We start from the raw sequence: 13,739 nt of genomic DNA, 5'->3' as shown, positions 1-13,739 counted from the left end.
TTGGCGTAGCGATGTGGTGGCTTTCGGGGCAGACGGTTTGCCGCCGACTAGCGTTGAATTAGCGTTGCGCGAGGTAGCCGCGCAGTCCGATGCCTGCGAGATACACGCTGACGATCAGCGAGAGGTAGGCACCGACGCCCAGCGAGATCGCCTTGAGCGCCTCACGCACCATCTGCGAGGCAAAGTCCGAGGCCATGCGGCCCGCGTCGCGACCGCCGAACATCGACGCGGCCGACTGCGCTTGCGACAGGCCGTCGCTGATGTTCAGGTAGATGGCAATGCCAACGGCGACCATGAAGACGAGCGGCAACAGGTTGGCGAGATGCGCGCGGCGGTCTTTCGCGAAGTAAGGCGCGAGCGGCGCGACCAGCGCCAGCACCGCCACCAGCCCGTACAGCCCTGCGCTACCGCCATTGCCGCCCAGCGAATTGATCACACCGCCCGGCGAGTTGATCAAACCCAGCAGCTTCCAGAACGAGATGCCCACGCGATAGTTCGCCGAGACCTGCACCGAGAGCACATTGAGCATGAACCAGCCGATGGCCAGCAGCGCGATCGCGCCCAGCGTGCGAGCTCCGAAGCGGGCGACGAGTGCGTTGCCCTTCTGCTTCACGGCTGCCATCGCGTCGTCGGCGGCTTCGCGCGCCAACTGGCTCTCGGAGACCACGCTGAGCATGACCACCTTGCCCGCGTCGTCGAGCAGCGCCTCGACCGTCATGTTCACCGCCGGGGCCTGCGTCGATTGCCACACGCCCTCCAGATCGAACGGATGTTGACGGGTGCCGATCATCACCAGACCGGGGCCAGCGCTCGTGTCGCGCAAAATCTTTCCACGTTGCTTCATGTCGTTTTCTCCGCAATAAGGTCGCCTCATCGGCGTGGGTAGCTCCGCTGATCGGCAGGCACCACCGTTGGCAGGTGGCGTGCGTCGCAGCAGTTACTCCCCCATTCGGAGGTCGACCGGAAAACCGGTCGACTTTTTTTAAGATTTTTTTGAAGGCGTCGCAGAAATGAAAAACGGGGACCGAAGTCCCCGTCATCGACATGTTGTCTTGCCAGCCGTCAGTGCTATTTGCCGTCGCTCGCGACGTCGCCGTAGACGATGAGGCCGGTAGCCTTGAGATCGGCCAACGCCTTCTTAGGGTCGCCCGCAGGTACGGCCAGCCAGAGCATGCCGTCTTCGTCCGGGCCGCGCACGACGTCGAGTTGCAGGTCGCCCAGCGTCTTGCGAATTTGCGCAATGGTTGTCGTCTCGACAAAGATCACCTGCAAGAGCGGCACGCCCGGCGCGGGCGACGCGCCGCCGCCACGTATCGTACTTGCGCTCTCCGTCGGCACCGCGAGCTTCTCCAGCCCGGCCAGACGCATGGTTTGCAGCCCAGCCAACAAGGCCAGCGCCGCCACCGACGCAAATGCCCAACCCCGGCCCACCGGTGCGCGCCACCAGCGGCGCAAGCGCTCGGCAAGCGTTAGTGGCTGACGCTTGCCAGTCGCTGCATCGCCCTTAGGCTGCCCTCGGGCAGCAATTGTCGTGGCATCGGGTAAATCGTCGAACGCCACGAGCGGCGCACGCTCGGTGTAGCTCGTTTCGATGGCTTCGCGTGTCGCGCTCGCGAACTCGCGCTCCTCCGCCACGATGGCTTGCCAGTCGGGATGTGCCGCGAGTTGTTGATCCATCCATGCCCGCTCTTTGGCGTCGAGCTTGTCGCATGCGTAGAAAAACGCCAGCGAGCGGAAACGTTCCAGTTCGTCTTGCTTCACTCGCCCATCTCCTTCGAAGCGCCGGTTTTGCCAGTGCTGGCGGACGTCATCCCCAATTTGCGCGAGACGCATCCACGCATACGCTCACGCGCTTTCTTGACCCAGCCGCGCACTTGCTCGGCATTGATGAACACATCCGGTGGCAAGGTGCGTTGCAACTCCACGGTCATATCGGCATACGAGAGGTCTTCGTCGAGCGCCAGCTCCATCGCCAAACGGTAGTTGGGATTCTTACCGGCCGGAAGCGCCTCGAGACACTTGCGCACGGCACGCTGGATCTGGTCGCCATAAATGCCGTCGGCAGCACTCGGCCATTCGCAGGCAATGTCGTCAGGGTCGTCGACCGGCACATCACCCGCCATATTGCCCGACATATCGTCGGGCAACTTGGCACCGTCATCGGTGAAGCGGGAGTGTTTGTAGTACACGCGCAGCACGTCGAGCGCGCAGTACCGGGTGATCATGTTGACCCAGGTTTTGACGGAGGCTCGCGACGGATCGTAGTCCTGCGCGCCCGTCACGATCCGGCACCACGCCTCCTGAACGGTCTGGCGGGCGAGGTCGTCGTTGAAGCCGGTGGCTTGCAGGGCCTGTCGGTCGAGTGCGCCAGCCATGCGGTTGTAAAACTCGCGATGGGCCATTTTGACGGCGGCACTGCCGTCCCCCGGTTGGCCAAACTTGCGCAACAGGCGCGTGAGTTCTTCGTTTTCGATATCGTCGCGTTTCATGCGGGCTCACGTAGTCCAGCCGCGAATTCTACGTGAGTTTGGCCGCTGTGGCGGTGCGCGAATTTTACGATTCCTTGCGCGCGTGGCGTCCCGGCGACACTCCTGGCGACACCCGCTGTGACACGCGCCGTGACACTCGCCGTGACACCCGCTACGACACCCTCCTCACGCGTTCAAGCGCCGAACGCTCACCGGCTTCGGCGTACTCGCATTGACCGCCTCGGCAAACTTTGTCAACGCGTGACTCAGCGCGCGCATCGAGCGTGCGAGCAGCGGGCACCAACACGTCTGATCCTCGAACCACAACTCCACGGTGAGCCACACGTGGTCACGCACGGTATAGATCTTCACCACTTTCATTTGACGGTTGATCTCGTCCATCGCCACGAGCGCGCGGTGGAGTTCGTCCTGTGTTTCGATCTGATAGACGTTGGGCAGCAAGAGCTTGCCGTAGCCCGGATCGCTCTCGTCAAAGCACAGCACGTACTGCAACCCTTCGCGCTTGAAGGCAATGTCCCCGTCTTCGTCGAGGTGTGCCGAGAAGCCTTCGCGTTGAAGGTGATCGAGCAGGGTTTGAATGTGGTCTTGCATCGCGGGACTCCAAAGGGGTAGTTGACACTCCCCCATTCGAAGCGACGCTTAGAAAGCGGTCACTTATTTGCGGTGACTTATTTGCGATTACTTACTTAACCGCCTCGAGACACGCCGGTGAGAGTGCCGCTTTCGCCCGTTGCGCAAAGGCGGGCCAGCGGCATGCACGGCCATCGGGGCCGTCGGTGCAGTCGGCTAGCGGCAGCGCAATGCGCTTGGCGGGCTCGTCCAGCGAGAGCGCCGTGAGATGGCGCATTTGATGCATCGACTGATAGACGAATTCGACGCGCACGAACGGCTCACCCGCCGGATTACGCCAGAGCGAGAACACCAGCGCGCCGTCGGGCGGGGTGTTGTCGGGCTGACCGGCAAGTTGCCAATCGAGTTTGAGCATGCCCGCTAGATTTGCCACGTTGGTGTCATGGCCGGTCAATACATACACTCGGTTGCCCACGGGCAGTACCGGGCCGCGAACCGGTGCAGGCGGCGGCGCCCCGGCGTCGGCCGCCGAGCGGGTCAGCGCATCGAGCACGACGGCGAGCAGCGGTGTGCCGTTGGTGGCCGCGAGATAGGGCGTGCGGTCGAGCAGGTCGCGCTGCGCGTTGTGCGCTTCCAGCAAGCGTGCCCAGTCGCTCTCGTCGCGAATGCGTCCCCATGCGACATCGTTGTCGGGGAAGCCTTCGCCGTATTGCAGCAGGAAGACTTCCGACGCCGAAGCCGCACTCCCCAGCGCCCCTCGCAACGTCACGCCGCTCCCGTCGCCTTCCACGCGTAAGCGCGTCGGTATGTCTTCGAGCTTGCAGCCCCCTTGCGCACCGCACGCGGGGCTGCGCGAATAGTTAAGGACTTCGCTCATGCGAGCCAGCGTGGCCGCATAGCGCTTGTTCAGCCCTGCGACGCCATCGGGCGCAAGACGCGCTTCGATCGCACCCCGCGCGGCCCCCGGGTCGAGCGGGCAGTCGCCAGCGGCCACGGGGTGAAACACAGCGTCGTAAGTGGTGAGGTCGGTTTGATGGGCCGTGCGCATGTCGCAGCCGGGCGCAATGCCCTGCAACAACGCGTTGCCAGTCTCGCGCGTGCGTTGATCGATGTCGGCCCAGCCATACACGGTGGCCGGTGCGGGGCAAGCGTTCTCGGGCAAGACGCGGCGCGCACGCAGCCAGTCGCCGTAGTAGCGGCCCATGCGCTCAGCGAGCGACCCGCCGCGCGCGGTCAGATACCCGGCAGGTACGGCCCAGCCGGGCCACGCGTCGGGACTGATCTTATCGAGCGGGGGATGGGCATGTGTCGGAGACCGAACGCCATGACGGCTCACGATCACCGTCGAGACCAACGTCCAGTCGGCTGGCATGCCGTCGACATGCGCCGCAGATTCGGGGGGCTGCGCCGGACCCGGCTGCTGCTGGGTCGTTGAAGCACAGGCGCTCAGCAACGCGGCAAGCATCAGAGGCATCAACCTCAAGGCCAGCGCGGCAGCGTTCCCACGGGATTCGACGGGCATGCGAGTCATGGCGGCAGTGTGTCGGAATGACATGGATGGCGTTGGCGCTCATCTTACCTTGCAGCCATGACATCGCCCAATCTGGCGGCCGCACGCGTCGTGCCCGCGCGACGCCTCACGTATTTCGACCAATCGCCACGATTGCCACGGCGCTGATGTGGTACCGCTTTGTTGCTATTGCGCGTCTGGCGGCGTAACGACGTCGGAGTCGTCAGGCAGCCGACCGACCGCACCAAAGCGCCACGACAAGCGATGCGCCGCCGCCAGCAGCGTGCGGGCCGGGACACCCGCCTGCGAGGTATCGAAACTGCCGGACGAACCCATCACTGCGAGCACCAGCGTGACCTCGCCCGTGTGATCGAAGACTGGCACCGCCACCGTATCGATGCCGGGCACGGGGTTGCTCAACGCCGTATCGAGGCGATGCGTACGAATGTCGGCGAGCCTCGCCGCGTAATCCTTCGGCGGCTTTGCGGCGCGTCCCTCGGCGCCCAGCCCCGCCATGCGCACACTTTCCTGCGCCAGCATGCCGTCGAGGACGGCTTCGGGTAGAAAGGCCGCGAACGTGCGTCCGATGGCGGTATTCACCAGTGAAAGCACAGTGCCAATGCGCAAGCTCACGTGCTGCGGCCGCATGGCTTCTTCCAAGCGAACCACCGTTGGCCCCACCGGCCCCAGCACCGCCATCGCGGCCGACAGTCCGGTGGCCTCAGCGAGCGCCAATATCTCGGGCTCGGCTTCGCCGGTCGGCGAGAGGCGCTGCAACGCCATCAACCCCAATTCGAGACTGAGCGAACCCGCTTCAAAGTTGCCGCTCGCATCGCGCGTGAGCAGCCCCGCGCGCTGAAGACTCACCAGATGCGGATGGGCCTTGGCCGGGGCCATGCCCGCTTCGCGTGCCAAACCGTTGAGCGGCAATGGGCGTGCGGCGGCAACCAGCGCCTCGAGCAAAGCGCCCGTGCTTTCCAATGCCTGAATGCCGCGCTGCGGCTTCGATGGCGCGTTTGTTTCTTCTTTTGCGCTGTTTGCTGTGCCGTCTGTCATGCCGTCTCCCCATTGACCTGCTCGGCAACCGCGCTCGCCGTGGTTCGCAGAGCGTGCGCGGCACCCCCCTGCCAATCGACATCGAGCGCGGCCGTCGGGCCGATAGCGGTCAGCGTGAGCCGCAATCGCCCACTCGCGTCGAATACGGGCGCGCACAAACTGCTCACCGATGGGCTGGGCGTGTTCACGCTGCGCGCCATGCCTTTCGCGCGCGTTTCGTCGAGCAGCGCGGCGAACTGTCGTTGTTCATCCGCATGGCTCGGCATTTGCTCCTGCCACGCCTGCGGCCATTCGGCTTGCGGCGTGAACGCGCAGAACGCCCGTCCGGTCGACGTGGTGGTGAGCGACATGACCGAGCCGACGTGCAAGTTCACATGCAGCGGAAACGCCGCACGCTCGAAATGCACGACGAGCGGGCCTTGCGAGGCTGGCGTGCAAATCGCTACGCAAAAGCCGGTCTCGCGTGCGAGCGCGACCACGCGCGGCACGGCAGCGCGATACGCCGGGTCGTTCTCCAAATGGAGTAACGCCAGACGCAGCAGCATCGGGCCCGGCGTATAGCTGCCCGCCATCGGGTCGCGCTTGAGCAGGCCAAGCCGCGTGAGACTCACCAGATACGGATGGGCCTGAGCGGGCGGCAGCCCCGCGAGCGCAGCGAGATCGCCCGGCGCCAGCGGACGCCGTGCCTGCGCGAGTGCCTGCAACACGCGCGCAGCAACGTCCACGCTTTGCACCCCGCGCGACACTCGCGCTGGCGGCTCGTCGTCGAGGACACCACCCTTTGGAATTCGGTTCATGCGAAGACAGGAGCGGACTCCCGGAGAAAAAGTGGCCTAGATTCTAAACAAGTCGCCGCAATGCCCTCCGAAAAACGACGGCATCAGGGTTCTCCCTGAGACCCTAAGGGGCATCAATCAGACACGCCGCAACATTAGCAAATAACAACCATATTTGTCATTGACAAATATTCGAGCCATTTCGTAAGATGGCCTCACCTGACGCCGATCGGCCAGCAGAGCATGCATTTGTTCTAGACGTGCGACCTGCCACCGGCTGTCGATTCCTCCCCACAGACGAGATACGAGAGAGACAAGCATGGCTAAAGCATTCGCCTCGCAAGCCGACCTGGAAGCGAAGAAGGTCACCTTCACCCAACTGTCGGAGAGCGCCTGGGCCTACACGGCCGAAGGCGACCCGAACTCGGGCGTCATCATCGGCGACGACGGCGTGATGATCGTCGACACGACGGCCACGCCCGCCATGGCGCAAGACCTGATCGCCAAGATCCGCACCATCACCGACAAGCCCATCAAGTACGTCGTGCTCTCGCACTACCACGCCGTGCGCGTGCTGGGCGCATCGGCTTACTTCGCTGAAGGCGCGCAGCAGATCATTGCGAGCCGCGGCACGTACGAAATGATTCAAGAGCGCGGCGAAGCCGACATGAAGTCGGAGATCGAGCGCTTCCCGCGTTTGTTCGCCGGTGTCGAGACGGTGCCCGGCCTGACCTGGCCGACGCTCGTGTTCGAAAAGGAAATGACGCTCTTCCTCGGCAAGCTCGAAGTGAAGATTGCGCATCTGGGCTCGGGCCATACGAAGGGCGACACGGTCGTTTGGCTGCCCAAGGAAAAGGTGCTGTTCTCGGGCGATCTGGTCGAATACGACGCCGCCTGCTACACGGGCGACGCCCAACTGGCCGAGTGGCCCGCCACGCTCGACGCGCTGGCAGCACTGGGCGCTGAGAAGCTCGTCCCGGGCCGCGGTCCGGCGCTCACCACGCCTACCGACGTTGCCAAGGGTCTCGCCTATACGAAGGACTTCGTGACGACGCTGTTCGAAGCGGGCAAGCAAGCCGTCGAACAGAAGCTCGATCTGAAGGGCGCCATGGCGCTCACGCGCAGCCAGATGGATCCGAAGTTCGGCCATGTGTTCATCTACGAGCACTGCCTGCCGTTCGACGTGACGCGCGCCTTTGACGAGGCAAGCGGCATTTCGCACCCGCGTATCTGGACGGCGCAGCGCGACAAGGAAATGTGGGCCGCCTTGCAGGACTGACCCCGCCTCAGATGCGGGCGCGCGTCCGCATCCGTGCAAACGTAGAACAGAAGTAAAAACGGTGCCCGCCTTGCGCGTGAGACGCGAGCGAGGCACCGGCGACGGAGACATTGCATGAGCAGCATCGATTACCAGCGCCTGACGTTCGATTACCAGCCGTGTGCGGAACAGTCGAGCGCAGCGCCCGAATCCCATGTGAGCGCGCAAGCACCGCATCCGGTCATCGTCGTTGGCGCCGGCCCGGTCGGCCTCGCGACGGCCATCGATCTCGCGCACCAAGGCGTGCGAGTAATCGTGCTCGACGACGACTGCACGCTCTCGACCGGCTCGCGCGCCATCTGTTTCGCCAAGCGCACGCTCGACATCTTCGACCGCCTCGGCTGCGGCGAGCGCATGGTGCAAAAAGGGGTTTGCTGGAATGTCGGCCGCGTGTTCCTGCGCGATCAAGAGGTCTACAACTTCGATCTGCTGCCGGACGCCGGTCACCATCGCCCCGCGTTCATCAACTTGCAGCAGTACTACGTCGAAGGCTATTTGTTCGAACGTGCGCGCGAGTTGCCGAACATTGAAATTCGCTGGAAGAACAAGGTCTCGGGTCTCGTGCAGCACGGCACGCCGGGCACGCCCGAAGCCAGTGTGACGCTCACGATCGACACGCCCGATGGCGCGTATCAAACGACGGCTCGGTATGTCGTCGCTGCCGACGGCTCGCGCAGTCCGGTACGCAAACTGATCGGTGTGGACAGTCATGGCCGCACATTCAAAGACCGCTTTTTGATTGCCGACGTGAAGATGACGGCGAATTTCCCGGCGGAACGCTGGTTCTGGTTCGATCCGCCGTTCCATCCGAATCAATCGGTGCTGCTGCATCGTCAGCCGGATAACGTCTGGCGCATCGACTTCCAACTCGGTTGGGATGCCGACCCTGAAGCAGAGAAAACACCCGAGCGCGTGATTCCGCGCGTGCAGGCGCTGCTCGGGCCGGACGCCGAATTCACGCTGGAATGGGTGAGCGTCTATACGTTCTCGTGCTTGCGCATGGACAGCTTCCGTCACGGCCATGTGCTGTTTGCCGGAGACTCGGCGCACGGGGTTTCGCCGTTCGGTGCGCGTGGCGCGAACAGCGGCGTGCAGGATGCTGAGAACCTCGCTTGGAAACTGGCGATGGTGCTCGACGATCGCGCCCCCGATGCGTTGCTCGACACGTACGCGCGCGAGCGCGAATTCGCCGCCGACGAGAACATTCTCAACTCGACGCGTGCAACAGACTTCATCACGCCGAAGAGCCCGGTGTCGCGCGTGTTTCGCGACGCGGTGCTCACGCTCGCCCGCGATCACGCGTTTGCCCGTCAGTTGGTGAATAGTGGCCGTTTGTCGGTGCCTGCGGTGCTGCATACGTCGACGTTGAATACGCCGGATCGCGACACGTTCGTCGGGCGCATGATGCCCGGTGCCACTTGCCTCGATGCGCCGCTCTCACGCAACGGGCAGGACGGCTGGTTGTTGCCGCGTCTAGGCGGCCGATTTGTCGCGCTGGTGTTTGGCTCGCCGTCGTCGCTAGATGCCGCTGCGCTCGCCGCATTGCTCGAGATGGCGAACGATCGCGTGCCCGTGATGCCAGTGTTCGTCACCAGCGACGTGACGCAAACGGCGGACGAAACGGACCTTAGTGTTTGGTACGACGCACAAGGGCTCGCGGCACAGCGTTATGACGCCACGCCCGGCACGGTCTATCTGGTTCGCCCGGATCAGCACGTGTGTGCACGCTGGCGCTCGCTCGACGTTGCTGCGATTGCGCAGGCGCGCGAGCAAGCGCTGGGCCGCGCAGTATCAACGCAATCGGCGCTGCCGTGCGCAGCATGACGGCGGCGCAGCGGCGCTGATCTGATTCAACAACAAACATGGATTTAGCCGGGAGGAGACACCCCATGGCACTCGATACGCAACCGCGCCTCACGCGCCCCGACGACTTCTACGAAGCGCTCATCGACATGCATCGCGACCTTGACGATGCACAGAGCCAAGCCGCCAACGCGCAATTGATTCTGCTGCTCGCCAATCAGATCGGCGATCACGAGACATTGCTCTCGGCTATGCAGTTGGCGCGTGCCGGTGCACTGGGCGCGGCGTCGCAGCACTGAGCATCAAGCAACAAAACAAACGGGGCGTCGCTATGCGAACGCCCCGTTTGTTTTATGCACTGCCCCGTGGTCGGCCTACACGACCACCATCTGCGAAATCTTCTGAGCCGCCTGTTGCAGCGGCGCCAGAAACTTCGTCTCCATCTCGGCCGCCGACGTCCGGTTCGCCTGACCGCTGACGTTCATCGCGGCGATCACCTGCCCTGCCCGGTTGCGAATCGGCGCGGCAATCGAGATCAGGCCTTCTTCCAATTCCTGATCGACCAGCGCCCAGCCCTGCGCGCGCACTTGCAGAATGCGCTCACGCAGCGCGTCGACATCCGTCAACGTGCGGCGCGTGTGCTGACGAATGTCGGCGCGGCGAAGCGCAGCGTCGAGTTCGTCGTCAGGCAGCGCCGATAGCATCACCCGCCCCATCGACGTGCACCACGCGGGCAAGCGGCTGCCGATCGACAGATTGATCGACATCACTTTGCGCACCGGCACACGCAGCACGTAGACGATGTCGTCGCCATCGAGCACCGACGCCGAACTGCTCTCCTGTACCTGCTGAACAAGCGCTTCCATGAACGGCTCGGCCAAATTCCACAGCGGCATGGACGTCAGGTACGAAAACCCCAGATCGAGAATGCGCGGCGTCAGCCGGAACAACCGTCCCTCGCTGCGGACGTAGCCCAGCGCCTCCAGCGTCAGCAAAATGCGCCGCGCACCGGCGCGCGTGAGGCCGGACGCCTGCGCCACTTCGGAGAGCGTCTGCGCCGGACGAGCGGCATTGAACGCCTTGACGACCGCGAGCCCGCGCGCAAACGACTGCACATAAGAGTCGCCTGGCTTCTTTTCGGTCGGATCGCTGGAATCGTTCGGCACAGATGTCATGGACAGGAGGGTTCGCTGGTTTTGTGGTGAGTGCGGGCGCTCGTGTGCCGGATACCCCGGCGCCACGCGCGCGCAGACGGCAAGCGTAAAGGATTTGCGCGAGCGGTTCCACCGTGCCTACCGCCTGGTACGCACCGTCTCACCACGCGCCTCTGCCCCTTCCCCTGTCTTGACGCACGACAACGGAAGGCTTACGCTGTTCTTATAGCGAATATTTGTTCGTTATAAGAACATTGTGAACCAGACGATGCCGCCGCACAAGACGTCATCGCCACGAGACACCCCATCACGGGCGGCACGCACACCCAGCCATCGCGCCGGGCGCAGCCATGCTGTTCGACGGAACTGCCCAGGAGGCACGTGTGATCAACAAGATTTACGATTCGCTCGCCAGCGCGGTCGCCGGCGTCCATGACGGCGCCACGATCATGATCGGCGGCTTTGGCAACGCCGGCATGCCCTCGGCGCTCATCGACGCGCTGATCGAACAGGGCGCGCGCGACCTGACCATCGTCAACAACAACGCGGGCAACGGCGAAACGGGCCTGGCCGCGCTCCTCAAAGCGGGCCGCGTGCGCAAGATCATTTGCTCGTTCCCCCGTCAAACCGACTCGCAGGTGTTCGACGCGCTCTATCGCGCGGGCACGATCGAGTTGGAACTCGTGCCGCAGGGCAATCTGGCCGAACGCATTCGTGCCGCGGGCGCTGGGATCGGCGGTTTCTTCACGCCGACCGGCTACGGCACGCTGCTCGCCGAAGGTAAGGAAACGCGCGTGATCGACGGCAAGCCGTATGTGCTCGAATCGCCGATTCATGCGGACTTTGCGCTGATCAAGGCGCTCAAGGGCGACCGCTGGGGCAATCTGGTGTATCGCAAGACCGCCCGCAATTTCGGCCCGATCATGGCGACCGCCGCGAAGTGCGCCATCGTTCAGGTGAGCGAAGTCGTGGAATTGGGCGAGCTCGATCCGGAAGCCGTGGTCACGCCCGGCATCTTCGTCCAACGTATCGTCGCGGTGCCCAGCACCTCGCGCGCTTGACGTTCCCTCGTCCCCTATTCCAGAGCTACGACATGAACCGACTGACCCGCGACCAAATGGCCGCCCGCGTCGCCCAGGATATTCCCGACGGCGCTTATGTGAACCTCGGTATCGGCCTGCCCACGGCCGTGGCGAACCATCTGCCCGCCGAGAAGGAAATCATTCTGCAAAGCGAGAACGGCGTGATCGGGATGGGCCCGGCCCCCGCGAAGGGCGAAGAGGATGAAGACCTCATCAACGCTGGCAAGCAACCCGTCACGCTCAAACCGGGCGGCGCCTACTTCCACCACGCCGACTCGTTCGCGATGATGCGCGGCGGTCACCTCGACTTTTGCGTTCTGGGGGCTTTCCAAGTCTCGAAGACCGGCGATCTCGCCAACTGGCATACGGGCGCGCCCGACGCCATCCCCGCCGTGGGCGGTGCGATGGATCTGGCCACCGGCGCCAAGCAGGTGTTCGTGATGATGGAACATCAAACGAAGCAAGGCGAAAGCAAGATCGTCGACGCTTGCACGTATCCGCTCACGGGCGTGGGCTGCGTGACGCGCATCTACACCGACCTCGCGGTAATCGACGTGACGCCCGACGGTTTGCGCGTGCGCGATATGGTCGAGGGCCTGACGTTCGAAGAACTGGAACGCCTGACCGGTGTGACGCTACTGCCGTCGCCCGCCGTCGCCTGACACTTGCATGACCACCATCGCCGGGAGATTCCCGGCGATTTGCATTGTTCGACTCGAATTCGACATCCCCCTATTCGGTGAGGTAGACAAATGAGTGAAGTCTTTATTTGCGACGCAATTCGCACCCCGATCGGCCGCTACGGCGGCGCCCTCTCGTCGGTGCGTGCCGACGATCTCGGCGCAGTTCCCCTCAAGGCGCTGATGGCGCGCAACGCCAACGTGGACTGGACACAAGTCGACGACGTGATTTACGGCTGCGCAAATCAGGCGGGTGAAGACAACCGCAACGTGGCCCGCATGTCGGCGTTGCTCGCCGGGCTGCCGCAGGACGTGCCAGGGGCCACGATCAACCGCTTATGCGGCTCGGGCATGGACGCCATCGGCACCGCCGCACGTGCGATCAAAGCGGGCGAAGCCGGGCTGATGATTGCCGGGGGTGTCGAGAGCATGAGCCGTGCCCCGTTCGTGATGGGCAAGGCGGCTAGCGCGTTTTCGCGTCAGGCGGAAATTTACGACACGACGATCGGCTGGCGCTTCGTCAATCCGCTGATGAAAGCGCAATACGGTGTGGATTCGATGCCCGAGACGGGCGAGAACGTGGCGACGGAATTCGGCATCAGCCGCGAAGATCAGGATCGCTTTGCGGTGCGCTCGCAGGAGAAGGCCGCGCGTGCACAAGCTAACGGCACGCTGGCGGAAGAAATTACGGCCGTGTCGATCGCCCAGAAGAAGGGCGAGGCGATCGTGGTGGATCGCGACGAGCATCCGCGTGCCACCAGCATGGAAGCGCTTGCCAGACTCAAGGGCGTGGTACGCCCTGATGGGACCGTGACCGCCGGTAACGCTTCTGGCGTCAACGACGGCGCCTGCGCACTGCTGTTAGCAGACGAGGCGAGTGCGGCACGTTTTGGCCTCGTGCCACGCGCCCGGATTCTGGGCATGGCAACGGCAGGCGTAGCACCGCGCATCATGGGCATCGGTCCGGCTCCCGCAACGATCAAACTGTTGGCGCGGCTCGGCATGTCCCTCGATCAGTTCGACGTGATCGAACTCAACGAAGCGTTTGCGAGCCAGGGCCTGGCCGTACTGCGTCAGCTCGGTGTGGCTGACGACGACCTGCGCGTCAATCCGAACGGCGGCGCCATTGCGCTGGGCCATCCGCTCGGCATGAGCGGCGCACGTCTGGTAACGACGGCGATGTATCAACTGAAGCGCTCGGGTGGCCGCTTCGCGCTGTGTACGATGTGCATTGGGGTCGGCCAAGGCATCGCTATCGCCATCGAAGCGCTGTAATCGGGCAAGCCCGTCACACCGCTTCA

Annotated in this window: 14 protein-coding genes; 6 read left to right on the top strand and 8 right to left on the bottom strand. The window is 63.9% G+C overall.

Annotated elements, in window-relative coordinates; genetic code table 11:
- Positions 1-58 precede the first annotated feature (58 nt).
- The 7 genes from PPN31114_RS14250 to PPN31114_RS14220 form a co-directional block, all read right to left on the bottom strand.
- On the bottom strand, positions 59-844 hold the full coding sequence (locus PPN31114_RS14250) for a hypothetical protein (protein ID WP_150680113.1): 786 nt from the start codon (positions 842-844) through the stop codon (positions 59-61).
- Between the two features lie 224 nt (positions 845-1,068).
- A complete protein-coding gene (locus PPN31114_RS14245; protein ID WP_150680112.1) occupies positions 1,069-1,761 on the bottom strand; it encodes a type 1 periplasmic-binding domain-containing protein in 693 nt (230 codons plus the stop codon).
- A complete protein-coding gene (locus PPN31114_RS14240; RefSeq protein ID WP_150680111.1) occupies positions 1,758-2,489 on the bottom strand; it encodes an RNA polymerase sigma factor in 732 nt (243 codons plus the stop codon). The genes PPN31114_RS14245 and PPN31114_RS14240 overlap by 4 nt, the downstream gene beginning before the upstream one ends.
- A 165-nt stretch (positions 2,490-2,654) precedes the next feature.
- Positions 2,655-3,080: a T3SS (YopN, CesT) and YbjN peptide-binding chaperone 1 gene (locus tag PPN31114_RS14235; protein WP_150680110.1), complete on the bottom strand. Its 426-nt coding sequence runs from the start codon at positions 3,078-3,080 to the stop codon at positions 2,655-2,657.
- A 91-nt stretch (positions 3,081-3,171) separates the two neighbouring features.
- Entirely contained in the window at positions 3,172-4,533 is a 1,362-nt protein-coding gene (locus PPN31114_RS14230; RefSeq protein WP_150680109.1) for a histidine-type phosphatase, read from the bottom strand.
- A 222-nt stretch (positions 4,534-4,755) separates the two neighbouring features.
- The gene (locus tag PPN31114_RS14225) at positions 4,756-5,625 is read right to left on the bottom strand and encodes an IclR family transcriptional regulator (RefSeq protein WP_150680108.1); all 870 of its coding nucleotides are present in this window, start codon (positions 5,623-5,625) and stop codon (positions 4,756-4,758) included.
- Entirely contained in the window at positions 5,622-6,422 is an 801-nt protein-coding gene (locus PPN31114_RS14220) for an IclR family transcriptional regulator (RefSeq protein WP_150680107.1), read from the bottom strand. Before PPN31114_RS14220 ends, PPN31114_RS14225 begins: the two co-directional genes overlap by 4 nt.
- Positions 6,423-6,720: 298 nt before the next feature.
- Between PPN31114_RS14220 and PPN31114_RS14215 the strand changes: the two genes are divergently transcribed.
- From PPN31114_RS14215 to PPN31114_RS14205, 3 genes are all read left to right on the top strand, one after another.
- On the top strand, positions 6,721-7,680 hold the full coding sequence (locus PPN31114_RS14215; RefSeq protein ID WP_150680106.1) for an MBL fold metallo-hydrolase: 960 nt from the start codon (positions 6,721-6,723) through the stop codon (positions 7,678-7,680).
- A gap of 114 nt (positions 7,681-7,794) precedes the next feature.
- Positions 7,795-9,543 (top strand): FAD-dependent oxidoreductase, encoded by a 1,749-nt coding sequence (locus PPN31114_RS14210; protein ID WP_150680105.1) that lies wholly within the window; start codon positions 7,795-7,797, stop codon positions 9,541-9,543.
- Positions 9,544-9,608: 65 nt separating this feature from the next.
- On the top strand, positions 9,609-9,821 hold the full coding sequence (locus PPN31114_RS14205) for a DUF2783 domain-containing protein (protein WP_150680104.1): 213 nt from the start codon (positions 9,609-9,611) through the stop codon (positions 9,819-9,821).
- 75 nt (positions 9,822-9,896) lie between these two features.
- Here PPN31114_RS14205 and PPN31114_RS14200 read toward each other — a convergent pair whose 3' ends face one another.
- The gene (locus tag PPN31114_RS14200; RefSeq protein WP_150680103.1) at positions 9,897-10,697 is read right to left on the bottom strand and encodes an IclR family transcriptional regulator; all 801 of its coding nucleotides are present in this window, start codon (positions 10,695-10,697) and stop codon (positions 9,897-9,899) included.
- A gap of 362 nt (positions 10,698-11,059) precedes the next feature.
- Here PPN31114_RS14200 and PPN31114_RS14195 point away from each other — a divergent pair, with 362 nt between their 5' ends.
- The 3 genes from PPN31114_RS14195 (at position 11,060) to pcaF (ending at position 13,713) form a co-directional block, all read left to right on the top strand.
- A complete protein-coding gene (locus PPN31114_RS14195) occupies positions 11,060-11,737 on the top strand; it encodes a 3-oxoacid CoA-transferase subunit A (RefSeq protein WP_150680102.1) in 678 nt (225 codons plus the stop codon).
- A 32-nt stretch (positions 11,738-11,769) separates the two neighbouring features.
- On the top strand, positions 11,770-12,420 hold the full coding sequence (locus tag PPN31114_RS14190; protein ID WP_150680101.1) for a 3-oxoacid CoA-transferase subunit B: 651 nt from the start codon (positions 11,770-11,772) through the stop codon (positions 12,418-12,420).
- A gap of 90 nt (positions 12,421-12,510) precedes the next feature.
- A complete protein-coding gene (pcaF, locus tag PPN31114_RS14185) occupies positions 12,511-13,713 on the top strand; it encodes a 3-oxoadipyl-CoA thiolase (protein ID WP_150680100.1) in 1,203 nt (400 codons plus the stop codon).
- Positions 13,714-13,739: the final 26 nt, after the last annotated feature.

Source organism: Pandoraea pneumonica (genome assembly GCF_902459645.1).
Lineage (GTDB): Bacteria > Pseudomonadota > Gammaproteobacteria > Burkholderiales > Burkholderiaceae > Pandoraea > Pandoraea pneumonica.
This window is presented reverse-complemented; position numbering and strand designations above follow the sequence as displayed.